The sequence below is a fragment of the Streptomyces sp. NPDC086519 genome (genome assembly GCF_040686075.1).
GTDB lineage: Bacteria > Actinomycetota > Actinomycetes > Streptomycetales > Streptomycetaceae > Streptomyces > Streptomyces shenzhenensis.
Genome location: NZ_JBFBJL010000043.1, coordinates 37,553 through 64,453 on the forward strand (window position 1 = coordinate 37,553; position 26,901 = coordinate 64,453).

The window sequence follows — 26,901 nt, forward strand, 5'->3', positions numbered from 1 at the left end:
GGACCGCTCGCGGCCGGTGAGCCGAAGGCCCCGAGCATGGTGCCGCTGACCAGCGGTACGACGGCGCTGCTGCTCCGCCGCCGGGCCCGGGGCGGTCGGGTCGGACTCCGGAGGTCCGAGGCGTACCGGAGCCCCGGGCGGGCCACCGGGGCGGCCCTCCCGTGCCAGGAAGCCGTGGAACTGGTGCGCAGGGATGCCACTGGCGGGGTATGTCCTACGAGGCGGCCGCCCGCGCGGCAGACGGCGCGGCGCCGGGCGGGGCCGGAGCGGGACTGAGCAACTGAGCAGCACCACGATTCGAGGGGAGCCTGGGGTGGATGCACGGGAGCAGTCCTTGCCGGAGGCCGAGCCGGCCGGGGCGGTGGAGCCGCTGCCGGACCTGCTGGAGCTGGACCTGGCGGAGCTGAAAGAGGTGGACCATCCCGTGCTGCGTGAGGTGCTCGCGGAGCTCCGGGAACGGGCGGTACGGCCGACCGAGATGCTGTGGGGGTTCAACAACGCTTTCTAGAGGGCGCGACGACCGTACAAGCGTTGACGCCGTGGGGGGTGACCGACGTGTCCGCACAGACCGCGGCCGGTCCTGGTGCCGGGAGCGGGCAGGGCGGCACCGGGCCCTCGCCGTTCCGGCAGTTCATCGTCAAGGTGCACGGCCGCTGCAATCTGGCCTGTCGCTACTGCTATCTGTACGAGGGCCCCGACCACACCTGGCGCGGGCGCCCCGCGGCGGCCCCGGCCGCGGTGCTCGACCGCACGGCGGACCGGATCGCCGAGCACGCACGCGGCCACGCGCTGACGGCGGTCTCGCTCGTCCTGCACGGCGGTGAACCCCTGCTGGCGGGGGTCGACACGCTGGTCCGTTTCACCGGTCTCGTACGCGACCGCGTTCCCGTCGGATGCACGGTCCACACCACCGTCCAGACCAACGCCACGCTCCTCACCGAGGACCGGATGACCGCCCTGGCCCGGCACGGCATACGGGTCGGCATCAGCCTGGACGGCGGACTGGCCGCGCACAACGCCCGCCGCGTCGACCACGCGGGGCGCCCCTCCTGGCCCGCCGCCGCGCGCGGAGCGCGGCTGGTCGCCGACCGGTTCCCGGCCGCGTACGCGGGAGTCCTCACGGTCGTCGACCCGGCCCTCGATCCGGTGGAGACGTACGAATCCCTGCTCGCGCTGCGCCCGCCGGCCCTCGACCTGCTGCTGCCGCACGGCAACTGGTCCGCCCCGCCGCCCCGCCTGGAAGCCACCCGGTACGGCGACTGGCTCTGCTCGGTCTTCGACCGCTGGTGGCGGTCCGGCCGGCGGCAGGTGCGGGTCCGGCTGTTCGAGGAGTGCATCGCGCTGCTGCTGGGCCTGCCGGCCGCCACCGAGTCGCTGGGGCTCGCCCCGTTCGACGCGGTCGTCGTGGAGACGGACGGCTCCATCGAGCAGGTCGACTCGCTGAAGTCCGCGTACGAAGGCGCCGCCGCGACCGGCCTGGACGTCTTCCGGCACGGTTTCGACGACGCGTTGCGGCATCCCGGGGTGGCGGCCCGGCAGGCCGGCGCGGCGGCGCTCTCGGCGCAGTGCCGGGAGTGCGCGCTGCTCGACGTCTGCGGCGGCGGCCACTACGCCCACCGCTACCGAGCCGGGCACGGCTTCGCGAATCCCTCCGTGTACTGCGCCGACCTACAGCGCTTTATCCGGCATGTGCGCGATCGGCTCACCGGGGCGATGAAGGCGGCCCCGTGACCGTCCAGGCCGCGTCCGCCTCCGCGTCCGCGTCCGCGAAAGAAGCCGAGGAAGAATCCGAGAAAGAAGAGGAAAGGGCCCTGCCCATGGTGTCTCCCGTGCTTTCGGACCGGTCGCTGGCCGCGCTGGGCCGTACCGAAGGCGACCCGGACACCCTGGCACTCCTGGTACGCGACCAGGACACCCGGCGGCTGCTCATGCTGCGCGCCCTGCTCGACGCGGTCGAGGACGGCGCGCTGCTTCCGGCCGGTGCTCGCGAGCGGATGCGGGAGGACTGGCACCTGCTGGAGGAGGCCGACCGGGCCGTCCCGGCCGGGGACGGCGGTACCCCGTCGCCGCCCTACGCGACGACCCCCGCGCGGGCCCGTCTCCTCCACCCCCTCGTCGGCCCCTGGGTCCGCCAGTGCCTGCGGGGACTGCGGCCGGAAGCCGGAGGGCCGACCGAGCGGCGCGTCCGCGAACTCGGACGCGACCTCGCCCACCTCGGCGCGCTCGCCGCCGCGGCCGCCGCCCGCGCCGGCATCCCCTTCGCCGTACGGCTGACCGCCTGGGACGGCGTGCTCACGCTGCCTTCGCTCGGGGCGCTGCGCACGGCAGAGCCGGGCGACGTCCCCGTCGACGTCGTCTGCGCGGACGGCCGGATGACGCTGCGCCAGAAGCACGCGGTGGACGTCACGGTCCAGGTGGAGGACGGCATCGGCGCCTGGTCCGCGGCGCCCGCCTGGCGGCCCGCACACGCCCTGCCCGGCCTGCTGCCCGGGGTCCCGCTCATGCCGCTGGACGACCTGGATCCCTACCGCGGCGCCGCGCACGGCGGCCCCCGGTATCACGAACTGAGCGGCCCGACCGTGCTCGACGAGACGGACCGGAAACGGTGGGCGCAGGCCTGGGCGGGGACCGCCGACGTGCTGCGCCTGGGCGGCGAGCACCGCCTGGCCGAAGCCGTCGCGCTGCTGCGCTGCCTGGTCCCGCTCGCCGACCCGCCCCGGTCCGGCCCGGACGCCCGGGAGACCGGCAGTTGCAGCGGGACGCGTCGTGAGGCCTTCGGAGCGCTGCTCAGCAGCAGGCCACCCACTCCGGCCACGTTCGCCGCGACCCTCGTGCACGAGCTCCAGCACACGAAACTCTCCGCACTCGGCGACCTGCTGGAGCTGCACCACGCCGGGCCGCAGCAACGCCACTTCGCGCCCTGGCGCCCGGACCCACGGCCGTACGACGGCCTGCTGCAGGGCGTGTACTCGCATCTGGCGCTGGCCGACTTCTTCCAGCGGTGCGCGCTGCGCGCCGAGCGCCCGGCGCACCGTGAGGCGGCCTGGTCGCGGCACGCGCGCTACCGCGCCCAGGTGGCGGCGGCGCTGCCCGGGCTGGTGGATTCTCCCGATCTCACCGAGCGGGGGCGCCGGTTCGTGGACCAACTCGTCGCCACCCACGAGCGCATGGCCGAGTACCCCGCGCCGCGGGGACACACGGTGCGGGCACAGGCGTACGTGACAGGGGTGCGGGACCTGTGGACGCGACGGCACGGGCCCGCGGCCGGGCACCCGCGAGTGTGACGAGACGGCGCCCGCCGGCCGGCACCGTATGTCCGCGGCCCGTACGCCGGTCGGGCCGACGGCGCGCGGTGCGGCGCGACAGGCCGACACCATCAGCCACGCCGGAGCCGACAATGCCTGGGCGGCGTGGCGCGGTGCGCGGGGCGCGCGGGCATGCTCGCCGACGGGCGGTGCGTGCGGGCACGCTCGCCGACGGGCCGCTCCTCATCCGGTCCGCAGGCGTCGGCCACAGCGGAGCGGACGGCGAAGGGCCCGGCCCCCGCAACGGGGACCGGGCCCTTCGCCGTACTGGTCGAGGACTACGCGTCGAACACCTCGCGCACCAGCTGCTCCTGCTCGGCCTGGTGGCGCTTGGCCGAACCCACCGCCGGGGACGAGGAGTGCGGGCGGGAGATACGGCGCAGGCGTTCGCCGGCCGGGATGTCCGCGCCGACCGCCAGGTCCAGGTGGTCGATCAGGTTGAGGGCGATGAACGGCCAGGCACCCTGGTTCGCCGGCTCCTCCTGGGCCCACAGGTACTTCTCGGCGTTCGGGTACTTGTTGACCTCGGCCTGGAGCTCCGTGCCCGGCAGCGGGTACAGGCGCTCAAGGCGGATGATCGCGGTGTCCGTGACGCCGCGCTTCTGCCGCTCGGCCTCCAGGTCGTAGTAGACCTTGCCGGTGCAGAAGACGACCTTGCGGACCGCGGCCGGGTCGACCGACGCGTCGCCGATGACGGGGCGGAACTGCCCGCTCGTGAACTCCTCCGCCTTCGAGGCCGCCGCCTTCAGACGCAGCATCGACTTCGGGGTGAAGACGACCAGCGGCTTGTGGTGCGGGTTGTGCACCTGCCACCGCAGGAGGTGGAAGTAGTTCGAGGGGCTGGTCGGCATCGCGACCGTCATGTTGTTCTGGGCGCACAGCTGGAGGAAGCGCTCGATGCGGGCCGAGGAGTGGTCCGGGCCCTGGCCCTCGTAGCCGTGCGGGAGGAGCAGGGTGACGCCGGAGGTCTGGCCCCACTTCTGCTCGGCCGCCGAGATGTACTCGTCGATGACCGACTGGGCGCCGTTGGTGAAGTCACCGAACTGCGCCTCCCACATCACCAGCGCGTCCGGACGGGCCAGCGAGTAGCCGTACTCGAAGCCCATCACCGCGTATTCGGAGAGCAGCGAGTTGTAGACGTTGTAGCGGGCCTGGTCCTCGGACAGGTAGAGGAGCGGGGTGTAGTCCGCGCCCGTCTCCCGGTCGATCAGGACCGCGTGGCGCTGGCCGAAGGTGCCGCGCTGGGAGTCCTGGCCGGACAGCCGCACCGGGGTGCCCTCCATCAGCAGCGAGCCGATGGCCAGGGTCTCGCCCATGCCCCAGTCGATCGTGCCGTCCTCGATCATCGCCGCCCGGCGCTGCAACTGCGGCAGCAGACGCGGGTGGACGGTGAAGTGGTCCGGGATGTTGACCTGGGACTCGGCGATGCGCTTGACGGCCTCCGTGGAGATGGCCGTCGGGACCGCCACCGGGAAGCCGTCCTGCGGCTCGTGGGCGGGTGCGGCGGCCGGCTGCGCGGTGGCCTCGCGGACCTCGGTGAAGACCTTCTCCAGCTGGCCCTGGTAGTCCTGTAGGGCCTGCTCGGCCTCTTCCAGGGTGATGTCGCCGCGACCGATCAGGGACTCGGTGTAGAGCTTGCGCACCGAGCGCTTCTTGTCGATCAGGTCGTACATCAGCGGCTGGGTGAAGGCCGGGTTGTCCGACTCGTTGTGACCGCGGCGGCGGTAGCAGATGAGGTCGATCACCACGTCCTTGTTGAACGCCTGGCGGAACTCGAAGGCCAGGCGTGCGACCCGCACGACCGCCTCGGGGTCGTCGCCGTTCACGTGGAAGATCGGGGCCTCGATCATGCGGGCCACGTCGGTCGCGTACATCGAGGAGCGCGAGGACTCGGGGGCCGCGGTGAAGCCGACCTGGTTGTTGATGACGATGTGGACCGTGCCGCCGGTGCGGTAGCCGCGCAGCTGCGACATGTTCAGGGTCTCGGCCACCACGCCCTGGCCCGCGAAGGCCGCGTCACCGTGCAGCGCGACCGGCAGGACCGTGAAGTCCGTGCCGCCCTTGTTGATGATGTCCTGCTTGGCGCGTGCGATGCCCTCGATGACCGGGTCGACCGTCTCCAGGTGGGACGGGTTCGCGGCCAGCGAGACCTTGATCTGCTCGCCGTCCAGGCCGGTGAAGGTGCCCTCGGCGCCCAGGTGGTACTTCACGTCGCCGGAGCCGTGCATCGACTTCGGGTCGAGGTTGCCCTCGAACTCGCGGAAGATCTGCGCGTACGACTTGCCGACGATGTTCGCGAGGACGTTGAGGCGGCCGCGGTGGGCCATGCCGATGACGACCTCGTCGAGGCGGGACTCGGCGGCCGAGTCCAGGACCGCGTCGAGCAGCGGGATGACGGACTCGCCGCCCTCCAGGGAGAAGCGCTTCTGGCCGACGTACTTCGTCTGCAGGAAGGTCTCGAAGGCCTCCGCCGCGTTCAGGCGGCGCAGGATCCGCAGCTGCTCCTCGCGCTCCATCTTGGAGTGCGGGCGCTCCACGCGGTCCTGGATCCACTTGCGCTGCTTCGGGTCCTGGATGTGCATGAACTCGATGCCGGTGGTGCGGCAGTACGAGTCGCGCAGCACGCCGAGGATGTCGCGCAGCTTCATCATCGACTTGCCGGCGAAGCCGCCGACGGCGAAGTCGCGCTCCAGGTCCCACAGGGTGAGGCCGTGCTCGGTGATGTCCAGGTCGGGGTGCTTGCGCTGCTTGTACTCCAGCGGGTCGGTGTCGGCCATGACGTGGCCGCGGACCCGGTAGGAGTGGATCAGCTCGAAGACCCGGGCGGCCTTGGTGACGTCGTCGTCGTGCGAGGCGTCGATGTCCCGCAGCCAGCGGACCGGCTCGTAGGGGATGCGCAGGGCCTCGAAGATGTCGTCGTAGAAGCCGTTCTCGCCGAGGAGCAGGTTCGCGACGGAGCGCAGGAACTCGCCGGAGGCGGCGCCCTGGATCACCCGGTGGTCGTAGGTCGACGTGAGCGTCATGACCTTCGAGATGCCGAGCTTGTTCAGGGTGTCCTGGCTGGTGCCCTGGAACTCCGCCGGGTAGTCCATGGAGCCGACGCCCATGATGACCGACTGGCCGGGCATCAGGCGCGGGACGGAGTGGACGGTGCCGAGGCCGCCGGGGTTGGTCAGGGAGACCGTGACGCCGGTGAAGTCGTCCATCGTCAGCTTGTTGTCGCGGGCGCGGCGGACGATGTCCTCGTAGGCCTGCCAGAACTCGAAGAAGTTCAGCGTCTCGGCCTTCTTGATGGCCGCGACGACGAGCTGGCGGTCGCCGTTGGGCTTGACCAGGTCGATGGCGAGGCCCAGGTTGACGTGGGCCGGCTTGACCAGGGTCGGCTTGCCGTCCTTCTGGCCGAACGACCAGTTCATCGACGGCATGGCCTTGATGGCCTGGACCATCGCGAAGCCGATCAGGTGCGTGAAGGAGATCTTCCCGCCCCGGGCGCGCTTCAGGTGGTTGTTGATGACGATCCGGTTGTCGAAGAGCAGCTTCACCGGGACCGCGCGGACCGAGGTGGCCGTCGGCAGCTCCAGCGAGGCGTTCATGTTCTTCGCGACGGCCGCGGCGGGACCACGCAGCGTGATCAGCTCAGGACCCTCCGGGGCCGCGGCGGCGGGCGCGGCCTTCGCGGGGGCGGCGGCCGGCTTCGCGGCGGCCGGGGCCGGAGCGGCGGCGGGCGCGGGCGCGGGTGCTGCGGCCTTGGGAGCGGCGGGCGCGGCCGGGGCGGCCGGAGCCGGCGCGGCGGGCGCCTGGGCGGCGGGCGCGGCCGCGGCGGGCGCCGGAGCCGCCGGCTGGGCCGGCGAGGGTGCCGTGGAGGTGGTGCCCGCGGCCCCCGCGGCCGCGGTACCCGCCGGAGCCGAGGCGGCGGGCGCTCCCGGCTTGTAGTCGGCGAAGAAGTCCCACCAGGCACGGTCTACCGAGTTCGGGTCCTGGAGGTACTGCTGATAGATCTCGTCGACGAGCCACTCGTTCGGTCCGAACGCGGCCGCGGGGTTCTTGCCCGCTTGGTCTGCGTCGGTCGAGATACTCGAATTACTGGGGGACTGTGGCGACACGGCGGCAACCGCCCTCTTCCGCTTCACAAGGTGATGGACAGCGGGAATAAAGGCTACGCCTCCAAGACCGCGAAGGTCAGGTCGGGCAGGTCCATCGTCGTGTAAGTCACATCAAAAACCGGGTTTCAGGGCTTGATATGGCGGGAAACAAGCGTGGTTGCGCTGCGAATGGACTGCACCAGGCATGGCTCCGCCGTGCCGGAGATCACCTCGCTTCGGCGCCCGGCGCGACCTGCGCGGGGGCCGCACCTGATCACACGTGTCCGGCTGCGCGGACGGCCGTGCCGACCACAGATGGATCTTGAGGCTCCGGTCGAACTTTACGTCAACTTGGCGAGGATGAAAGCCCCGGGAGAGTGACGATAATCCTGCAGCCCCGTTCGGATTCGGCCACACCGATCCGGCCGCCGTGCAGATCCACCGCCCACCGGGCGATCGCCAGCCCCAGGCCCGTGCCGCCGTCGCTGCCCGGACCGTGCGGCCGCCGTACGGCCCCGCGGTTGAAGCGCTCGAAGACGCGATGCCACTCCGAGCGCGGAATGCCGGGCCCCTCGTCCAGGACCTCCAGCTCCAGCGACTCCGGCCGCGGCCCGCGCCGGGCCTTCACGGTCACCCGGCCGTGCGCCGGGCTGTGCTTGACCGCGTTGTCGATGAGGTTCGCCACCACCTGGTGGATGCGCTCCGGGTCGGCGTGCGCGGTCAGCTCCGGCGGGGAGACGTCCAGGTGCAGATGGACGTCGGAACGGGTGTGGTTCCCGGAGCCCGAGGCCATGCTCGCGCGCGCCCCGGCGACCATGTTGGCCTCCTTCAGCACACCCGAGAGGTACGGCCACACCTCGAAGCGGCGCTGCCTGAGGGGGACGACGCCGTTGTCGAGCCGGGACAGGTCGAGGAGGGTCTCGACCAGGCGTCCGAGGCGCTCGGTCTGCTTCAGCGCCGTGCGCATCGTCTCGGTGTCCGGCTCGGCGAACCCGTCGACGACGTTCTCCAGGACGGCCCGCAGCCCCGCGATGGGCGTGCGCAGCTCGTGCGAGACGTTCGCCACCAGCTCCTTGCGCTGGCGGTCCTGGGCCTCCAGCTCGTCGGCCATGACATTGATCGTCTCGGCCAGGTCGCCCAGCTCGTCCCGGCGGTTCTCGCGCACCCGGCGCGTGTAGTCGCCCTGCGATATCGACCGGGCCACCGCGTTCATGTCGTCCAGCGGCGCGGTGAGCGAATGCGCCACGAACTGCGTGATGAGCAGGGTGGCGATCATCGAGAAGACCGTGATGAAGCGCAGCTCCGTCTTGGTGTGCACCGCCACGATCGACAGACCGGTGGTGATCAGGACCGAGACGACGACCAGCGCGCCGAGCTTGGTCTTGATCGAGAACGGGCGTACGGCGCCCCAGGGGTCCTCCCCGGGAGATCCTGTCGGTCCGGCCGGCCCGCCGCTCATGGCGTCGGGGTCTCCAGCGCGTAGCCCACACCGTGCACCGTGCGGATCCGCTCGGCGCCGATCTTCCGGCGCAGTGCCTTGATGTGGCTGTCGACCGTGCGGGTGCCGGAGGCGTCCGCCCAGTCCCACACCTCGGCGAGCAGCTGCTCACGGGAGAGCACCGCGCGCGGGGTGTTCGCCAGGCACACCAGGAGGTCGAACTCGGTGGGGGTGAGGTGGACGTCCTCGCTGCGCACCCGGACCCGGCGCTGCGCGTGGTCGATCTCCAGTTCGCCCAGGCGCAGGATGCCGGAGCGGGGCGTGGAGGCCGCGACGGCCGCCCGCTCCACCCGCCGCAGCAGCACGTGCACGCGCGCCGCCAGCTCCCGCATGGAGAACGGCTTGGTCATGTAGTCGTCGGCGCCGACCCCGAGGCCGACCAGCATGTCGGTCTCGTCGTCCCGCGCGGTGAGCATCAGCACCGGCACCGGCCGGGCAGCCTGCACGCGCCGGCAGACCTCCAGACCGTCGAAGCCGGGCAGCATGATGTCGAGGATCAGCAGGTCGGGCTGCCAGGCCTCGGCGGTGTCGACGGCGGCCGGGCCGTCGCCCGCTGTTTGCACGAGGAACCCCTCGGCGCGCAGGCGGACCGCGATGGCGTCGACGATCGTGGGATCGTCCTCGACGACCAGAACCCGGCGCTGGGCGCCCGGAGTGGCCGTCGCCGTGCCGTTGTGGGAGGTGTGTGTCTGCTCCATCGCCCGCCCCTGTGTGCTTTCCGGAACCAGTGGGGTGATCCCATGACTGCGATTGACGCTTGAATGACCCGCGTCAGGGATGCACATTACGGGGACAGGAGGCGCACTCGCTATCCAGGGCGGACGGCAAGGTGGACAACGTCCGGAACGCCCCGGGCAACCGGGATCTCTTCGGTACGCACCCGCTGGAACCCGGCATTCCACAAGGATCCCTCGAATTCCGCAGAGGGCTGTGCCGACCAGACGGCCAGTACCCCGCCCGGCCTCAACACCCTTGCGCAGCCCGCGAGTCCGGCCTGTGAGTAGAGCCCCTCGTTGCCCTTGTCGACGGTCCAGCCAGGGCCGTTGTCGATATCCAGGCACAGCGCGTCGAACGTGTCGGATGTCTCATTGACGTATACGACGAGATCGCTCTCGACGATCGTCGTGCGCGGATCGGTGAAGGCGTGTGCGGAAAGCGTGGAGAGCGGGCCGCCCCGGTGCCAGTCGATGACCGCCGGCTCCCGCTCCACGACCGTGATCCGCCCCCAGCGGGGGTCCCGCGCGGCATGGGCGAGTGAGAACCCCACGCCCAGCCCGCCGATCAGCACCGCGGGCTCGCTCCGCCCGTCCAGCGCCTCGAACGCGGCGTCCACGAGCAGCCGTTCCGAACGCCCGTCGGAGGTGTCCATCAGGAAGCAGCCGTTGGCGATGATCTGCAGAAGCTCACCGTGCCTGCGCAGCACCACCTCGCCGTACGGTCCGTCGCGCCGGTCCAGGACCACGGGGGCGCTGCCGGCGCTGCCGGCGCTGTCGGCGGTGGCGGCCGGAGGGGGCACGGGGGCCGGGTTCGTCATGACCGCCATCCTTCCCCAACAGCGCTTTGCCGCCACGCGAATTACGGGTGCCGGGCAGCCGCACGGGTGTCACCCGTTCGAGGGGCCGTCCGGCGCTTCGCGCCCAGGGGGGACCGGATGTGGCTCCTATGGTTCCTCCTGTCCCCTCTCCCCTCTCGGTTCCTCGGTTCTTCGGAAAATCCTGTGAATCGTCCGCCGGGTGGCCTCGGTCACAGACAGCGTCTCGTCGGACGGCGAAGGGTGGGGTGAAACGGAAGGAGCGCCTCACCGTGGAACGGACCGCGAGGGCCACATCGACGCCCACGCCCGAGCCCCTTCCCGCCGGGGACGTCGCCGCGCTGCTCGACGGCGTGCCCCGCCAGCGCGGCCAGGTCGCGGCGCCCGTCTCGCGGACACCGCGCGCGGCCCTCCGCCCGTACCTGTGGCGTCCGCGCCCCTGGCGTCTGCTGCCCAGCCCCACCGGTACCCCGGTCACCTTCGCCTACACGGCGCTCCTGGCCCTCACCTCGCTCTTCGCGAGCCACGCCAGCCCCGGCCTGCTGCGCACCGTCTACCAGGACTCCAGTACCGACGTCGCCCACCTGCTGCGCACCCCGGTCTTCGTCCTGCTGGCCAGCGCGCTGTGGGTCGCGGGCGGGCTGCTCTCGCCGTACGCCCTGGCCTTCGTGCTCGTCGTGACCGCGCTGGAGCGGCGGATAGGCGGTGCCCGCGCGATCCTCGTCTTCCTGGCGGGCCACGTCCTCGCCACCCTCGCGACCGAGGTCCCGGTCGGCCTCGCGGTGCTGGCCGGCCGCCTCCCCGAGACCTCGCTGCACCGCCTCGACTACGGCATCAGCTTCGGCGTGGCCGCCAGCGTCGGCGCGCTCTCCGGCCTCCTCGCGCCCTGGCTGCGCTGGCCGCTGCTCGCCCTGGCCGGCTACAGCCTCGTCACCGACCTCGTCGCCTTCCAGGACCCGATGACCAACTGGGGCCACCTGATCTCGCTGGCCATCGGCACCGGCCTGTGGCCGGTGGTGCGGCGCTGGTACCGGGAGCGGGCCCAGGCCCCGGCCGACGCCTGCGCGCTCGCCTCCTGAGCACTCAGGCGCCCCGCGCCACCGCCGCCCCCTTCGCCAACTCCGGCACGCCGGGGACCGCTTCCCGCTCGGCCGTCGCGCCGTGCGGGCGGGCGGCCGACCGGCACGGGCCGGCGGCCAGGCCGTGGCACTCCCGGAAGAGGACCGCGCCGTCGCCCTGCGCGGTCCGGCCCTGCCCGTCGGGGCGGGTCGCCGCCCGCTGATCCGGTGGTCGGCGGTGGTGGGCCGGGGCGTCGCTCGACGGGGTGAACAGGGGCTGCTTGTCCGGGCGTTGCGCGGGCGTGGAACCGGCCCGGTGCACAGGAAGCCGGCCGACGCCGGCCGACTCCCGCAGGAACGACGCGGGGGAGTACCCCGTGTGCCGCGTCAGTGGGCCGGGGTCCAGACATACGGCGTGGTCGTCGTGACCGCTGTGAAGCCCAGTCGCTTCAGGATCGGGGCGCTGTCGTCCGAGGCCTCCACGAGGAGGTAGGGCGCGTTCCGGGCCGCCGCTCGTCTCGCCCGCAGGGCCACCAGGGCGCGGTAGACGCCCTTGCCGCGCCACTCGGCCAGCGTGGAGCCGCCCAGCAGCATGGCGAAGTCCGTGCCGGCCCGGAAGGCCACCCAGGCCGCCGAGACGACCTGTCCGCCGGCCTCGGCCACATAGACCTCGTTGTCGTCGGGGGCGACCGCGAGCCGGCCCCTCAGGTAGCCGGCGATCCACGCCATGTCCGTGCCCCACACCGCCGTCTCCAGCGCGGCGACGCGGTCCAGGTCCGCGTCGGCGGTGACCCGGCGGAGGGTCACGCCGGGCGGGAGGCCGGGTGGAGCCGCGGCCAGGTCGCCGACCTCGGCGATCACCACCGTCTCCCGGTCCTCGGGCACGAAGCCCGCCGCCCGCAGCCGGTCGGGGAGGTCCGCCGGGGTGTCGTGCCCGCGCGTCTTCCACTCCACGGCCTCCCCGCGCGCCGCGAAGAAGTCCCGCTGCCGGGCGATCAGCGCGTCCAGTTCGGGGCCGCGCACACCGCCCCAGTCGCGCGGCCCGGTCACGAAACCGCGGTGCTGGCCCACGACCCTGAGGACGGGACCGTCGCGCTCGTAGGTGACCCCGGGCGCGGGGACGGGCTGGACGGCGCGCATCTGGGCGTCGTAGGCGGCCAGCAGGGCCGCGGTGCGGTCGGTGTCGGTCACCGGCCGACCGTACGGGGAATGAGCCCGGACCGATCAACTGTTTTTGCGGGCAGAGGCATCGGCCGTACGCCCGGTACCTCCAGGTCAGCAGCTGATCGCTGACAGCGAACGCGGCCCTGGGAACATTCGGCGGCTCACATGCATTGAGTCGGCATAACTCAAGTTGACTGCCGAAGGGGAGATCATGGCTTCGACGTCCGCATCACTCACCCTCCCTGTGCTGCCTCTCGACGGCGAGGTCGTGCTGCCCGGGATGGTGGTCCCGCTGGACTTGAAGGACCCTGATGTACGCGCCGCCGTGGAGGCTGCGCAGGCCGCCGCCCGAACCGAGCCCGGCAAGCCCAAGGTGCTGCTGGTGCCGCGGGTCGACGGGAGCTACCCGAGCACGGGTGTGCTCGGCACGGTGGAGCAGGTCGGCCGCCTGGCCGACGGCGACCCGGGCGCGCTGATCCGCGGCCGCTACCGGGTGCGCATCGGCGCCGGTACCACCGGCCCGGGTGCCGCCCTGTGGGTGGAGGGCACCCGCATCGACGAGAACGTCCCGGACCCGGTGCCCGGTCATGTCACCGAACTGGTCAAGGAGTACAAGGCCCTCGCCACCGCCTGGCTGCGCAAGCGCGGCGCCTGGCAGGTCGTGGACCGGGTGCAGGCCATCGACGACGTCTCCCAGCTCGCCGACAACTCCGGTTACTCGCCCTTCCTGACCACCGAGCAGAAGATTGAACTCCTGGAGACCGTCGACGCGGTCGCCCGGCTGAAGCTGGCCACCCAGCAGCTGCGCGACCACCTCGCCGAGCAGGACGTGGCGGAGACCATCGCCAAGGACGTCCAGGAGGGCGTCGACAAGCAGCAGCGCGAGTTCCTGCTCCGCCGTCAGCTGGAGGCGGTCCGCAAGGAGCTGCGCGAGCTGAACGGCGACGCCGCGAAGGACGGCGAGGAGTCCGACGACTACCGCGCCCGCGTGGAGGCCGCCGACCTGCCGGAGAAGGTCCGTGAGGCCGCCCTCAAGGAGGTCGACAAGCTGGAGCGGTCCAGCGACCAGTCGCCCGAGGGCTCGTGGATCCGCACCTGGCTGGACACGGTGCTGGAACTGCCGTGGAACGAGCGGACCGAGGACGTGTACGACATCCAGGGCGCCAAGGCGATCCTGGACGCCGAGCACGCCGGCCTGGCGGACGTGAAGGAGCGGATCACCGAGTACCTGGCGGTGCGCAAGCGCCGCAACGACCGGGGGCTCGGGGTCATCGGCGGCCGCCGTGGCGGTGCCGTCCTCGCCCTCGTCGGGCCGCCCGGTGTCGGCAAGACCTCGCTCGGTGAGTCCGTCGCGCACGCCATGGGCCGCAAGTTCGTCCGGGTCGCCCTCGGCGGCGTCCGCGACGAGGCCGAGATCCGCGGTCACCGCCGCACCTACGTCGGCGCGCTGCCCGGCCGGATCGTGCGCGCGATCAAGGAGGCCGGTTCGATGAACCCGGTCGTCCTGCTCGACGAGATCGACAAGGTGGGCTCCGACTTCCGCGGCGACCCCGCGGCCGCCCTCCTGGAGGTCCTGGACCCGGCGCAGAACCACACCTTCCGCGACCACTACCTGGAAGTCGAACTCGACCTGTCCGACGTGGTCTTCCTCGCCACCGCCAACGTCCTGGAGGCGATCCCGGAGGCCCTGCTCGACCGGATGGAGCTGGTCCGCCTGGACGGCTACACCGAGGACGAGAAGGTCGTCATCGCCCGTGACCACCTGCTCCCGCGCCAGCTGGACCGGGCGGGCCTGGGCAAGGACGAGGTGACCCTCGACGAGAGCGCGCTGCGCAAGCTCGCCGGCGAGTACACCCGCGAGGCGGGCGTCCGCACCCTGGAGCGCTCGATCGCACGGCTGCTCCGCAAGGTGGCCGCGCAGCACGAACTCGGCGAACGCGAGCTGCCGTTCACCATCAGGGACGAGGACCTGCGCGCCCTGATCGGCCGGCCGCACCACGTGCCCGAGTCCGCCCAGGACCCGGCGGAGCGCCGCACGGCCGTCCCGGGTGTGGCGACGGGCCTCGCGGTCACCGGCGCGGGCGGCGACGTGCTGTTCGTCGAGGCGTCCCTGGCCGACCCGGAGACGGGCGCGGCGGGGCTGACCCTCACCGGTCAGCTGGGTGACGTGATGAAGGAGTCGGCGCAGATCGCCCTGTCCTTCCTGCGCTCCCACGGCGCCGAACTGGAGCTCCCGGTCGGCGACCTGAAGGACCGGGGTGTGCACATCCACTTCCCGGCGGGCGCGGTCCCGAAGGACGGCCCGAGCGCCGGCGTCACGATGACGACGGCCCTCGCGTCGCTGCTCTCCGGGCGACTGGTCCGCACGGACGTGGCGATGACCGGCGAGGTCTCGCTGACCGGCCGGGTGCTGCCGATCGGCGGCGTGAAGCAGAAGCTGCTCGCCGCCCAGCGCGCCGGGGTGACGACCGTCATCATCCCCAAGCGCAACGAGGCCGACCTGGACGACGTCCCGGCCGAGGTGCTGGACAAGCTCGACGTCCACGCCGTGACCGACGTCCGCCAGGTCCTGGAGCTGGCGCTCGCGCCCGCCACGAGCAGCGCGGCGCCGGAGGTTCCGGTAGCGGCGTGACGGACGCTGCCGGATGCCAGAAGGCCCGGGTCCCGCGAGGAGCCCGGGCCTTCGCCCTGTGCCGGCCGGCCCGCGGCGGACGAACCGCACAACCCGCGGAGCGGTCAGCCGACCGCGAGTGCGGCGACCCGGTCCAGGGCCCTGTTGCTGTGTCTGTCCGGGGGCGACCCCCGGGCCCCCGGCCGTGAGGGTGTCGTGCTAGCCGTTGGCGAGTGCGACGACGCGGTCCAGTGCGCCGTTGAACTTGTCGTGGTCGCCGACCGTCGGGCCGGTCGACGTGTACTGCCACATCGTGTAGGTCGGCCAGCCGGCCGGCAGGGTGCCCACGTCCGAGGCGTAGCGGGCGATCCACAGCGGGTTGGTGGCGGCGAAGCCGCCGTAGTCGCCGGTGCAGTCGGTCCACCAGCTGGTCGCCGTGTAGATGACGGCGGCGCGGCCGGTCCGGGCCTTGTACCTGTTCAGGAAGTCGGTGATCCAGGTGACCATCCCGCTCGCGGATTTGCCGTAGCACGCTGCGCCGTACGGGTTCCATTCGATGTCGAGGACGCCGGGGAGGGTCCGGCCGTCCTGGGACCAGCCGCCGCCGTGGTCGACGAAGTAGTCGGCCTGGGCGGCGCCGCCGGTGGTGTCCGGGGTCGCGAAATGGTAGGCGCCGCGGATCATGCCGACGTCGTAGGAGCCGTTGTACTGCTGGGCGAAGTAGGGGTTCGTGTAGTACGTGCCTTCCGTCGCCTTGGCATACGCCCATCTGACCCCGCTGCCCAGCAGGGTCGACCAGGGGACGTCGCCCTGGTAGCTGGCGACGTCGACGCCCTCCGTCTGGGTGGCGAGGCCGGTTCTGGGTGTGCCGCTCTGGCCGTCGTGGGCCGGTACGCCCATGCCCATGTAGGCCGAGCCGCGGGCCGGGACGGTGGGGCCGACCGGGTCGGCGTGGGCCGGGACCGGGGCGAGCGCCGCGAGCAGCAGCGCCAGCAGGGCGGTGACGAGGGTGGGGGCGGGTCTGTGCACGGGCATGACGTGCCTCCGTGGGGTGAGGTGGGGTCCCAGATATGCCAGAGGCGGCCGCGTTGCGCGCTGCGACACGGCGCCGTGTCACACGCCGCGACGCCCGCCATTGGCGTGGGCATGCCATCGTCGTACGGGTGCAGACGCTACGCACGGGGCGGACCCCGGGGAAGGGGGTCCGGGGGCTGCCGTTGGTCTAAGCCTGCGGAATACTTGGCGAGCTGCGGCGATGACGGGGATTGACGGAAATTTTCAGGACTGCGAAACCGATCAGGGGTACTGACGTGCACGAGGACGACAAGGGCGACGGACAGGGCGCCGCCACCGCGTTGACGCCGAGTGGCGCGGACCAGGAATTCCTCGCCCTGGAACGCGAGTTGACGGTGCTGCTGCGCCGCGCCCGGGCCAGCCAGGGCGAGATGGCCCGGGAGGTCCACCCCGACCTGGAGTCCGCCGCGTACGGACTGCTCGTGCGGCTCGACGAGTGCGGCGGCCAGCGCGCCACCGAACTGGCCGCCTACATCGGCGTCGGCAAGGCCACCATGTCCCGCCAGCTGCGCGCCCTGGAGGAGCTCGGCCTGATCGCCCGGGAGCCCGACCCGGCCGACGGACGGGCCTGGCTGGTCGCCCTCACCGACGAGGGCCGGCGCCGGGTCGGCACGGTCCGCGAGGCACGCCGGGGCCGCTACGTCCGCCAACTCGCCCACTGGGAGCGCACCGAGGTCGCGGAACTGGCCCGGCTGCTCCACCAGTTGAACGGCGTCATGGAGAAGTAGCCGCCCCCGGGCGCCAGGGCCTCACAGCTCGACGTACACCACCGTCGCGTCGTCGTGCGTCTTGCTCCGCCGCAGGAACACCCGCTCCTGCCGGTCGGCCGCCTCCAGTTCCCGCACCCGGTCGACCAGCGCCCGCGCCCCCTCCTTGCGTATGACGTCGAGGAGGGCCGTCCAGTCGCCCGCGCGGAACTTCTCCGTCCAGCGGGTCGCCCCGTCCGTGAGGGCGGCCAGCGCGCCGACCTCGGCGCGCGGCACGGTCCCGGTGACCGCGCGGGCCGCCACCGACGGGTCGGCGGCGGCCGTGAAGAAGCCGCCCTCCTTGTTGCGCACCGTCGCGTCGGCGATCGCGTCCGAGGCCAGCGAGGCGCGGGGCACGCGGTCGAGCCGGTCGTCCAGGACCGGGGTGACCGTGCCGTGGGGGGACCTCAGGAGCAGCGCCGAGTCGGACAGGACCAGGAACTCCACGGTGTCCTCGGACCAGCGGCTCAGCACGACCGTCGCCTGGGGCGTGCGCGGGTGAGAAAGGTCACAGGTGTCGGCATGTGCGGCAGCTGTGCGGCCGATCGCTCGTTCGAGGACCTCCCGGAGCGTCAGATCTCCTCGCGAAACGGTCAGTTCGGTCAGCGCGCCGCCCAGCCGCGCGGTGAACCAGGGGACGGAATGCAGACATCCGGTGCCGCCCCGCGGCGGGGTGACCCCGTCCAGGACGATCACGCAGCCCCCCTGTCCCGAGGCCGGAAGTCCGATGCCGGCGAAGTCCTCGTTGGGGCGGTCGGGGGCGCCGGGTTCCGAAACGACTTCAGTACGCATTCGGCCAGTCTGCACGACCCCTTCACAGGCTTCGCCAAAGGCTGGCAACCACCCCGGAATTGCCACGGCCCTGCAGGTCAGCCGCCTGTTTTGGGGTGGAATGGAACAGTCCGGGAAGGTGCGGTGGCGAATCCTGCCAAAGCCTGCCGTCCGCGTCCAACCGGCCAGCCGGAAAAGGACCCCGCACGGGCCGCCGGAACTTGCCCGCCAACTCCCCTCCGATGTTCACTCCTTCGGGTGGCGGGAGGGTCGATGCGAGACCACTGCCCACCGGCGCTGGGAGGGTCGGGGACCGATATGCAGGCGCACGCATCGGGTGCGTGCGCCACTTGGCACCGAAATGCCGGGAACCATGACGGGGTGCCACCCGACCCCTTGGGTAAACGAGTTCAGGAATGCGAGCACCGGTGCAGAAGACGCGGCCTCGGCGCACAGGCAAGAAGACGGCCTCCGAAACGGGCGCCGCGGCCCCCGTCGGCACCGGCCGCCCCAAGCACGTCCGCACCCGGCTGATCGTGGCCGTGGCGGTGGTCGCCGCCGCGATCGCGGGGGCCGGCGTGCCCGCCCTGCTGACCGCCTCCGGGCAGCTGAGCGACTCCCAGGACCTGGTGACGCTCGCCGGGCGCACCCAGGACGCGCTGGCGCTGGCCAGCTCGCTCGCCGACGAGCGCGACGAGGTCACCTCCTATGTCGCGGCGGGCCGCCCCAAGTCCAAGGCGCCCTCGCAGGACCGCGGCGCCCGCGTCGACCGCCAGGTCGAGGACCTGCGTGCGGACACCGACACCCCCGGCTGGCTGCGCACCGACCTCGACGGCATCGCCGCCGTCCGGCGCTCCGCGCTCACCGGCCAGAGCACCGCCCTGGAAGCGCACCAGGCGTACTCCAGAACCATCACCGACCTGCACCGGCTCGCCACGCAACTGGCCGAGCAGACGCCCCCCAGGGCCGGCTCCGGCGCCTACGCGCTCGCCGAACTGGACCTGGCCGTCCAGCAGTCCGCCGCCGCCCGCGGCCTGCTCCTCGCGGCCCTGAACATCCCGAGCACCACCCAGACCACGATCGACCCGATCACCGGCCTCGCCACGACGACCCAGGTCACCTCGGCCGCCGACAGGAAGCAGCGCGACGCGCTCACCGCCGCCGCACAGCAGGCCAGGCTGCGGGCCGACGCCGCCCTCGCCGACTTCCACGACACCGCGCCCAGGACGGCGGTCGAGTCGTACGACTCCACGGTCACCGGCGGCGACGTCAACGACGCCGACAAGTACCTGGCCGCCCTCACCGACCAGCCGACCCTGTCGGAGAACGACCTCGGCACCGGCGCCAAGAAGCTGAACACGGCGCTGTCCGCCCGGGTCGACCTGATGCGGGGCGCGGAGTCCGCCCTCTACGACCGCCGCACCAAGGACCTCGCCCAGCTCCGCGACGACGACGTCACCGCGCTGGAGATCCGGGTGGCGGTGCTCGGCGCCCTGATGCTGGTCGCGGTCGGCATCGCCACCGCCATGGCCCGCACCCTCACCCGCCCCCTCTCCGTGCTCCGCCGGGGCTCGGCCCGCCTCGCCGGGGCCGAGGACCCGCGCACCGAGGAACCGATCACCTTCACCGGCCGCAACGACGAGTTCGCCCAGGTCGTCCGCGCCGTCAACGCCCTGCACGCGCACGCCGTCGAGCTCTACGACCGCATCGCCACCCTGGAGACCGACCGCAAGCACCTGGTCGGCCAGCGGCAGAAGATGGCCGACGCGCGCGAGGAACTGCGCGCCGAGGTCACCGACGCCACCGCCCAGCTGGAGCGGCTGCGCACCAGCATCGGCTCCACCTTCGTCAACCTCGCGCTGCGCACCCTCGGCCTGGTGGAGCGTCAGCTGGCCGTCATCGAGACGCTGGAGGAGCGCGAACAGGACCCCGACCGCCTGTCGACCCTCTTCAAGCTCGACCACTTCGCCACGGTCATGCGCCGCCACAGCGAGAACCTCCTGGTCCTCGCCGGCACCGAACACGTCCAGCAGCACGCGGGCCCGATCCCGCTGGTGGACGTCGTCCGGGCGGCGGTCAGCGAGATCGAGCGCTACGACCGGGTCCGGATCGCCTCCCTCCCTCCGCACGCGCACGTGGCGGGGTTCGCGGCCGACGACCTCTCCCACCTCCTCGCCGAACTCATGGAGAACGCCACCGCGTCCTCCCCGCCCGACGTCCCCGTCGAGATCTCGGGCTGGCTGCTGGAGAGCGGCGAGGTCATGCTCTCCGTCCAGGACGAGGGCATCGGCATGACCGCCGACCGCATGGTCCGCCTCAACGCCCGCCTCGCCGAGTTCAACTCCGAGTCGCCGTACGAGCAGGAGGGCGAGGACGGTCTCGGCCTCGGCCTCTACGTGGTGGCCCGGCTGGCCCACCGGCACGGCATCCGCGTGCAGTTGCGCGAGCAGAAGCAGGGCGGGGTGGCCGCGGTCGTGGTCCTGCCCCAGCCCCTGCTGGCCGCGGCCCCCGCGACGACGGTGCCGCAGTCCGCGACCGCCGCCGCCGGCGCCCACGCGTTCTCCCTCCCCGGCGCGGACGCGGAGGTCAACTCCAACGTCCTGTACGGCCGTTCCACGCCCGGCGACCCCCTGGTGACGCTGGCGGAGAAGGCGGTACGGGAGGCCGGCGGGCACGGCGCGGCCGGGCCGGGGGCCGACGGGGAGGCTGCGGCGGCACGGCGGGCCGAGGCGGAGGCCGCACCCGAGCAGACGGCCCCGCCCGGGCCGGCGCATCCCGAGCCGACGGCCCGCCCGAAGGCACCGGCGGAGACGTTCGCCGAGACCACGATGGAACTGCTGCTCCCGCCGGAGCCGGAGGCGGACGCGGCGAGGGAGCACGCGCACCCCGCCGACGCCGGTGCTCGCACCCGCCCGCAGCCCGCGGCCGCCGACGGCGAACGCGCCCCGCTGGGGCCGCCCGCGTCCGACCATGAAACCCGCACGAGCGGTGCGCGGGGGAACGGCCTCGGCGAAGCCGAGGAGCACACCCGCCCGCAGACCGCACCCGCCGATGGCGAGTACGCCCCGCAGGGGGACACCGAGGCGGACGACCCGGTCACCAGCAAGGGCCTCCCCAAGCGCACCCCCAAGATCACCGCCCCCGCCCCACCGCCCCGCCAGCGCGGTACCGGCGTCGACGCGGACGCCCTCCGCCGCAGGCTCGGCGGCTTCCGCCGGGGCGCCGACGCCGGACGCCGTGACGTCGAGGCGGAGATCGCCGAGCAGACGGGCCAGAACAAGGTGCCGAGCACCGTGAGAGCCGTACCGGGGACAGCCGTATCCGAAGAAACCACGGGGGGCACAGTCGAGGAGGCAAGCAGTTGACCGCGCCCAGTACCTTCGGACTGAGCAGTGAGGCCCGCAACCTGCACTGGCTGCTGAGCAACCTCATCGAGGAGGTGCCCGGTATCCAGTCCGTCGCCGTGGTCTCCTCCGACGGACTGCTCCTGCTCTCCTCGGATCCCGGCCAGAACGAGGCGGCCCGCGAGGCCAGGAGCGAGAAGCCGACGGGCCCGCGCGGCTCCGCCGCCGACCTCGCCACCATCGTCTCCGGCATCGGCAGCCTCACCGTGGGCGCCGCCAAGCTGATGGACTACGGCCCGGTCAAGCACACGATGGTCGCGATGGACGAGGGCAGCCTCTTCGTGATGTCGATCAGTGACGGCTCGCTGCTGGGTGTGCACGGCAGCGCGGAGTGCGACATGAGCGTGGTGGCGTATCACATGGCACTGTTCGTCGGCCGGGCCGGCCACGTGCTCACCCCCGAACTCCGCACCGAGCTACGCAAGTCCCTGGAGGGCGACGCCAAGAGGAGCGGCCGATGACCAGCGCGCCGAAGAACCGCAGGCAGAACCTCCCGGTACGCGGCGGTGACCGCAAACCCGCCCGCGTCCGCCCCTACTCGCTCACCGGCGGCCGTACCCGCTTCGGTCACGTCCTCCTGGTGGAGACGTTCGTGGCCGCGCTGGAGGCCCCGGAGGAGCGCAAGGAACTGACGAATGGTTCCCTCAGCACCCGGGTGATGCCGGAGATGCAGGCCATCGTCGAACTGTGCCGCCGTATGCGCACGGTGGCCGAGATCGCCGCGCTGCTGAAGATGCCGCTCGGCGTGGTCCGGGTCCTGCTCAGTGACCTCGCGGACCAGGGAAAGATCCGTGTGTACGGCACCGGGACCGGTCACGGCGCCGGCCGCCCGGACCGCGCTCTGCTGGAAAGGGTGCTGAGTGGACTACGCCGTCTCTGACGCCACCGGTGTCAACCCGCTCCTCGACGAGGAGGAGCAGCCGCGGTCCTGGCAGACGGACCGCACCCGGGCCCCCGTCGCCACGAAGATAGTCGTGGCGGGCGGTTTCGGCGTCGGCAAGACCACGCTGGTCACCGCCGTCTCGGAGATCACGCCCCTGCAGACCGAGGCGCTGATGACCGAGGCGAGCGAGGAGACCGACGACCTCACCGCCACGCCCGGCAAGCTCACCACGACCGTGGCCATGGACTTCGGCCGCATCACGCTCGACGACGACCTGGTGCTCTACCTGTTCGGCACGCCGGGCCAGCAGCGGTTCTGGTTCATGTGGGACGACCTGGTGCGCGGCGCGATCGGCGCCGTCGTCCTCGCGGACACCCGGCGTCTGAAGGACTGCTTCCCGGCGCTGGACTACTTCGAGAGCTGCGGACTGCCGTACGTCGTCGCGGTCAACCACTTCGACGGCAGCGAGCGTTTCGAACCCGAGGACGTGCGCGAGGCATTGACGATCCCTCCGCACATACCTGTAATGATCATGGACGCCCGCCGCCGGATCTCGGCCATCGAGACGCTGCTGTCCCTGGTCGCCCACGCCCTGGACGAAACACCCGAGTAGATCTTCTGAACCCTTAGGAGCCACCACCGCATGCGGAAGATACTCGTCGTGGGGGCCGGCCAGTCCGGTCTCCAGCTCGCCCTCGGCCTCCAGTCGCACGACTACGAGGTCACCCTGATGTCGAACCGGACCGCGGACGAGATCCGCACCGGCCGGGTCATGTCGACGCAGTGCATGTTCCACACGGCACTGCAGCACGAGCGCGATCTCCAGCTGAACTTCTGGGAGTCCCAGGCCCCGAAGATCGAAGGACTCGGCGTCTCGGTCGCGGCCCCGGGCTCCTGGGGCGAGGGCCCTGCGGCCCGCGCCATCGACTGGGTGGGAAAACTCGACGGGTACGCGCAGTCGGTCGACCAGCGGGTGAAGATGGCCGGCTGGATGGAGACCTTCGCGCAGCGCGGCGGCCAGCTGGTCATCCACGGCGCGGCGGTCGGCGACCTGGACTACTTCGCCCGTACCTACGACCTGGTGCTGGTCTCGGCCGGCAAGGGCGAACTGGTCCAGATGTTCGGCCGTGACGCCTCCCGCTCGCCGTACAGCGAGCCGCAGCGCGCGCTCGCCGTCGCCTACGTCCACGGCCTCGCCCCCCGCCCCGAGCACCCGGACTACTACGCGGTCCGCTGCAACCTGGTCCCCGGCGTCGGCGAGCTCTTCGTGATGCCGACCCTGACCACCTCGGGGCCGGCCGACATCCTGTTCTGGGAGGGCATACCCGGCGGCCCGCTGGACGTCTTCAGCGGCGTCAAGGACCCCTCGGAGCACCTCTCCCTGACCCTGGAACTCATGGAGCGGTACACGCCCTGGGAGTACGCGCGGACCGCCAAGGTCGAACTGACCGACGCCGGCGGCACCCTCGCCGGCCGTTACGCCCCCACCGTCCGCAACCCGATCGGCCGCCTCCCCGGCGGCGGTCTGGTTCTCGGTGTCGCGGACGTCGTCGTGGCCAACGACCCCATCACCGGTCAGGGCTCCAACTCCGCCGCCAAGTGCGCCGCCGCCTACCTCGACTCGATCCTCGAACACGGCGAGAAGGAGTTCGACGAGTCCTGGATGCAGGCGACGTTCGACCGCTACTGGAACACCGCCCAGCACGTCACCAAGTGGACGAACGCCATGCTGGCGCCCCCGCCGGAGCACATCCTCAACCTGATCGGCGCGGCGGGCCAGCTCCAGCCGGTCGCCGACCGCTTCGCCAACGCCTTCAACAACCCCGCCGACTTCGAGAACTTCTTCTATGAGCCGGAGAAGACGGCCGCCTATCTGGCCTCGGTGACCGGAGCCTGACGGAGCAGCGGGGGCGGGCCACGAAAGGCCTGCCCCTTGCCCCTTGCCTGTTGCCCGGAGTCCGGAGTCCGGGAACAGGCGCATGGACGGCATGCCCCTGCCTCGTCATCTCCCTGTCCCAGGCCCTGCCGTGGCGGGACGGCGGATCGTCTGATTTTGCACTCGGCACAGGGCTGGTCATATGGGGTGTCCTGCTGCCCCTGCTGCTGATCACCTCGCGCTCCTTCGGGATCACTCTCACGCCGTCGGCGGCCGTCGTCCACGACTTTCGCCGCCGCTCCATCCCGTGGTCGGACGTCCAGGCCGTCCAGATCGAGGTGCTCCTCGGAAGCCGGACCGTCGTGATCTGCGAGGCGGGCGGCCGCGCCACCCGCCTGCGGGCGCCGGCCACCGGCTTCCTCGGCTGGGATCGCGGCTTCGAGGAGAAGTTGCACACCATCGGCGGGTGGTGGCTGGACCACCGCGGCCCGGACTGGACCCCCGTCCCGTCGCCGTGGACGCCGTGGGGTGGCCCGGCGGCGCCCCCCGGCAACCCCTACGCCCCGCCCGCGCAGGCAGCCGCCGCCCGCCCAGGACCTGCCGCTTCCTGGTTCCGACCAGCCACAACGCGGCCGCGGCCGGGCGACTACGCTGCTCTCATGACCCCGCCGGCCGCCACCCCCGCCTACCGCAGGCTGTCCGTCGAGGAGCGGCGCAGCCAGCTGCTCGACGCGGCTCTCTCCCTGTTCGCGCACCGCGCGCCCGAGGACGTCTCGCTCGACGACGTGGCGGAGGCGGCCGGGGTCTCCCGTCCCCTGGTGTACCGCTACTTCCCCGGCGGCAAGCAGCAGCTCTACGAGGCCGCGCTCAGGTCCGCCGCCGAGGAGCTGGAGCACTGCTTCGACGAGCCCCGAGAGGGCCCTCTGCTCCCTCGCCTCTCCCGGGCCCTGGACCGCTACCTCGCCTTCGTCGACCAGCACGACGCCGGCTTCAGCGCCCTGCTCCAGGGCGGCAGCGTGGTGGAGACCTCGCGGACGACGGCGATCGTGGACGGCGTACGACGGGCCGCCGCGCAGCACATTCTCAGCCACCTGGACGTCGCCGCCCCGGGCCCCCGGCTGCGGATGACCGTCCGGATGTGGATCACCGCCGTCGAGGCGGCCTCCCTCATCTGGCTCGACGAGGACAAGCAGCCGCCCCCCGACGAGCTGCGGGACTGGCTGATGGACCAGTTCGTCGCCGTGCTCAGCGTGACCGCGCGCCGTGACCCGCAGACCGCCGCCCTCGTCGACGCCCTCGCGGCGGATGGCTGAAACTGGTGCCGTGAAGAGTCAGGAGACCCCCTTCGAGGGCGGCCCCATGGACGGGCGGGTGCTTCCCGTGCTGCTCGGCATGACCGGCCACCCCCCGAAGACGTACCGCATCCCGGTCCCGGACCCGGCCGGCGGTCCGCCCACGGTCCTGGTCTACCGCCGCGTGCCCCGGGGGCAGAGCCGGCGCCTGGGCCTGTCCCAGGGCTGGAAGTACGTGTACGACCCGACGGGCAGGGGCGACGGCGGAGGACCGAAGTGGCCGTGGCGGAGGTCGGGCGACACCAACGGGTGACGTGATTGGGCCGCATCGCGCACATTCACCGCGCGGGCCACGCGTACACATCTGATAATCACGTGATCATCGCGATGTGGAACGGAGAGACCGTCCCGCATCGGAGGTGATGACGTGTCCGGAAGGTACCTGCGACTGGCCTGTACGGCCGCGGTGGCGGCGGCCCAGGCCGTCCTCGCGCCGCCGCTGCCCGCACTCGCCGCCCCCGGCCCCGAGCGGCCGGTCGCCGAACTGCTGACGGACCTTCAGCAGGCGTACCGGCAGGCCGAGCAGGCCACCGAGACCTACAACGCGACGGCGGAACGGCTACAGCGCCAGCGCGCCGAGGTGACCCGCCTGGACGGCGAACTGACCAGCGCCCGGCGCTTCCTGCACACCAGCAGGACGGAGGCCGGCCGGCTGGCCCGGGCGCAGTACCAGAACGCCGGTGGGCTCTCGCCGTACGTACGGCTGCTGCTCGCCCGTGACCCGCAGCACGCGCTCGACGAGGGCCATGTCATCGGCGAACTGGCGCGCGAGCGGGCGAAGACGGTGGGCCGGCTGGCCGAGGACGAGCGCAGACAGGCCGGCCTGGCCCGCCGGGCCCGCACGGCGCTCGACACCCAACTCACCCTCGCCGAGAAGCAGAAGAAACAGCGCGACGAGGTCCGCACCCGCCTCTCCGACGTGGAGCGCATGCTCGCGTCCCTGACCGCGGACCAGCTCACGGCGCTCGCCGGCCTGGAGAAGGACACCACGGCCGCCGCCCAGCGGAAACTCACCACGTCCGGCGCTCTGAGCAGCACCACGCCACCCCCCTCCCCGGAAGGCGACCGGGCGGTGCGCTACGCGGTCCAGCAGCTGGGCAAGCCGTACCAGTGGGGCGCGGCGGGCCCGACGTCGTACGACTGCTCGGGCCTGACCTCACAGGCCTGGGACCACGCCGGCACCCCCATCCCGCGCACCAGCCAGGAACAGTGGGCCGACCTGCCCCATGTCCCCCTGAACCGCCTGCGCCCCGGCGACCTGGTCGTCTACTTCCCCGAGGCCACCCACGTGGCCCTCTACCTGGGCGACGGCAAGGTGGTCCAGGCCCCCCGCCCCGGCGCGAAGGTCAAGGTCTCCCCGATCGCGGCGAACCCGATCCTGGGCGCGGTACGCCCGGATCCGACGGCCCAGCCCTTGCCCCGCTACACGCCCCCGACGATCCCGAAGACGGCGATGGCAGGCCCGGACGAGAGCTTCGGGACCCTGTAGCCGACCCGGCCCACATGCCCCAGGGGCGCGGGGCCGCATCTGATATGCGGCTCCGCC

The 26,901-nt window shown here is 72.3% G+C and carries 22 protein-coding genes; 14 read left to right on the plus strand and 8 right to left on the minus strand.

Annotated features, from left to right (window positions below; translation table 11 throughout):
• Positions 1-313: 313 nt before the first annotated feature.
• The 3 genes from fxsA to AB0P24_RS32480 all read left to right on the plus strand — a co-directional run bounded on the left by fxsA (position 314) and on the right by AB0P24_RS32480 (position 3,284).
• Complete coding sequence (gene fxsA / locus AB0P24_RS32470; protein ID WP_365800277.1) at positions 314-508, plus strand: FxSxx-COOH cyclophane-containing RiPP peptide; 195 nt, start codon at positions 314-316, stop codon at positions 506-508.
• Between the two features lie 125 nt (positions 509-633).
• Positions 634-1,731 carry an FxsB family cyclophane-forming radical SAM/SPASM peptide maturase gene (locus AB0P24_RS32475; protein ID WP_365800350.1) on the plus strand — a complete coding sequence of 366 codons (1,098 nt, stop codon included), beginning with the start codon at positions 634-636 and terminating at the stop codon, positions 1,729-1,731.
• Positions 1,732-1,817: 86 nt separating this feature from the next.
• Entirely contained in the window at positions 1,818-3,284 is a 1,467-nt protein-coding gene (locus tag AB0P24_RS32480; RefSeq protein WP_365800279.1) for an HEXXH motif-containing putative peptide modification protein, read from the plus strand.
• 299 nt (positions 3,285-3,583) lie between these two features.
• Here AB0P24_RS32480 and AB0P24_RS32485 read toward each other — a convergent pair whose 3' ends face one another.
• The 4 genes from AB0P24_RS32485 to AB0P24_RS32500 form a co-directional block, all read right to left on the minus strand.
• Positions 3,584-7,408: a multifunctional oxoglutarate decarboxylase/oxoglutarate dehydrogenase thiamine pyrophosphate-binding subunit/dihydrolipoyllysine-residue succinyltransferase subunit gene (locus tag AB0P24_RS32485; protein WP_365800281.1), complete on the minus strand. Its 3,825-nt coding sequence runs from the start codon at positions 7,406-7,408 to the stop codon at positions 3,584-3,586.
• 325 nt (positions 7,409-7,733) lie between these two features.
• Complete coding sequence (locus AB0P24_RS32490) at positions 7,734-8,846, minus strand: HAMP domain-containing sensor histidine kinase (RefSeq protein WP_365800283.1); 1,113 nt, start codon at positions 8,844-8,846, stop codon at positions 7,734-7,736.
• On the minus strand, positions 8,843-9,583 hold the full coding sequence (locus tag AB0P24_RS32495) for a response regulator transcription factor (protein ID WP_181808117.1): 741 nt from the start codon (positions 9,581-9,583) through the stop codon (positions 8,843-8,845). Before AB0P24_RS32495 ends, AB0P24_RS32490 begins: the two co-directional genes overlap by 4 nt.
• A 110-nt stretch (positions 9,584-9,693) precedes the next feature.
• Entirely contained in the window at positions 9,694-10,419 is a 726-nt protein-coding gene (locus tag AB0P24_RS32500) for a spermidine synthase (RefSeq protein ID WP_365800285.1), read from the minus strand.
• Positions 10,420-10,688: 269 nt separating this feature from the next.
• On the opposite strand from AB0P24_RS32500, the gene AB0P24_RS32505 reads away from it, so the two are divergent.
• A complete protein-coding gene (locus AB0P24_RS32505) occupies positions 10,689-11,495 on the plus strand; it encodes a rhomboid-like protein (RefSeq protein ID WP_365800287.1) in 807 nt (268 codons plus the stop codon).
• 4 nt (positions 11,496-11,499) lie between these two features.
• Here the strand turns inward: AB0P24_RS32505 and AB0P24_RS32510 are convergent, their stop codons facing one another.
• The gene (locus AB0P24_RS32510) at positions 11,500-11,796 is read right to left on the minus strand and encodes a hypothetical protein (protein WP_365800289.1); all 297 of its coding nucleotides are present in this window, start codon (positions 11,794-11,796) and stop codon (positions 11,500-11,502) included.
• Between the two features lie 65 nt (positions 11,797-11,861).
• Complete coding sequence (locus AB0P24_RS32515; protein ID WP_365800352.1) at positions 11,862-12,614, minus strand: GNAT family N-acetyltransferase; 753 nt, start codon at positions 12,612-12,614, stop codon at positions 11,862-11,864.
• Between the two features lie 235 nt (positions 12,615-12,849).
• On the opposite strand from AB0P24_RS32515, the gene lon reads away from it, so the two are divergent.
• Positions 12,850-15,270 carry an endopeptidase La gene (gene lon / locus AB0P24_RS32520; protein WP_365800291.1) on the plus strand — a complete coding sequence of 807 codons (2,421 nt, stop codon included), beginning with the start codon at positions 12,850-12,852 and terminating at the stop codon, positions 15,268-15,270.
• A 198-nt stretch (positions 15,271-15,468) separates the two neighbouring features.
• On the opposite strand, the gene AB0P24_RS32525 is transcribed toward lon, so the two are convergent.
• Complete coding sequence (locus AB0P24_RS32525) at positions 15,469-16,284, minus strand: lysozyme (protein WP_365800293.1); 816 nt, start codon at positions 16,282-16,284, stop codon at positions 15,469-15,471.
• Between the two features lie 275 nt (positions 16,285-16,559).
• Here AB0P24_RS32525 and AB0P24_RS32530 point away from each other — a divergent pair, with 275 nt between their 5' ends.
• Positions 16,560-17,051 (plus strand): MarR family transcriptional regulator, encoded by a 492-nt coding sequence (locus AB0P24_RS32530; protein ID WP_365800295.1) that lies wholly within the window; start codon positions 16,560-16,562, stop codon positions 17,049-17,051.
• A gap of 21 nt (positions 17,052-17,072) precedes the next feature.
• Here the strand turns inward: AB0P24_RS32530 and AB0P24_RS32535 are convergent, their stop codons facing one another.
• Positions 17,073-17,861, minus strand: a complete 789-nt coding sequence (locus tag AB0P24_RS32535; RefSeq protein WP_365800297.1) for a hypothetical protein — start codon at positions 17,859-17,861, stop codon at positions 17,073-17,075.
• 407 nt (positions 17,862-18,268) lie between these two features.
• On the opposite strand from AB0P24_RS32535, the gene AB0P24_RS32540 reads away from it, so the two are divergent.
• From AB0P24_RS32540 to AB0P24_RS32575, 8 genes are all read left to right on the plus strand, one after another.
• Complete coding sequence (locus AB0P24_RS32540) at positions 18,269-21,205, plus strand: nitrate- and nitrite sensing domain-containing protein (protein WP_365800299.1); 2,937 nt, start codon at positions 18,269-18,271, stop codon at positions 21,203-21,205.
• Positions 21,202-21,705, plus strand: coding sequence for a roadblock/LC7 domain-containing protein (locus AB0P24_RS32545; RefSeq protein WP_365800301.1), 504 nt, complete (start codon positions 21,202-21,204; stop codon positions 21,703-21,705). The genes AB0P24_RS32540 and AB0P24_RS32545 overlap by 4 nt, the downstream gene beginning before the upstream one ends.
• The gene (locus AB0P24_RS32550) at positions 21,702-22,124 is read left to right on the plus strand and encodes a DUF742 domain-containing protein (protein WP_365800303.1); all 423 of its coding nucleotides are present in this window, start codon (positions 21,702-21,704) and stop codon (positions 22,122-22,124) included. The genes AB0P24_RS32545 and AB0P24_RS32550 overlap by 4 nt, the downstream gene beginning before the upstream one ends.
• Positions 22,105-22,740, plus strand: a complete 636-nt coding sequence (locus AB0P24_RS32555) for an ATP/GTP-binding protein (RefSeq protein WP_365800305.1) — start codon at positions 22,105-22,107, stop codon at positions 22,738-22,740. The genes AB0P24_RS32550 and AB0P24_RS32555 overlap by 20 nt, the downstream gene beginning before the upstream one ends.
• A gap of 30 nt (positions 22,741-22,770) precedes the next feature.
• Positions 22,771-24,024, plus strand: coding sequence for a styrene monooxygenase/indole monooxygenase family protein (locus tag AB0P24_RS32560; RefSeq protein WP_365800307.1), 1,254 nt, complete (start codon positions 22,771-22,773; stop codon positions 24,022-24,024).
• Positions 24,025-24,662: 638 nt separating this feature from the next.
• Entirely contained in the window at positions 24,663-25,316 is a 654-nt protein-coding gene (locus tag AB0P24_RS32565; protein WP_365800354.1) for a helix-turn-helix domain-containing protein, read from the plus strand.
• 10 nt (positions 25,317-25,326) lie between these two features.
• On the plus strand, positions 25,327-25,608 hold the full coding sequence (locus AB0P24_RS32570; protein ID WP_365800309.1) for a hypothetical protein: 282 nt from the start codon (positions 25,327-25,329) through the stop codon (positions 25,606-25,608).
• Positions 25,609-25,722: 114 nt separating this feature from the next.
• A complete protein-coding gene (locus tag AB0P24_RS32575; RefSeq protein WP_365800311.1) occupies positions 25,723-26,844 on the plus strand; it encodes an NlpC/P60 family protein in 1,122 nt (373 codons plus the stop codon).
• Positions 26,845-26,901 lie beyond the last annotated feature (57 nt).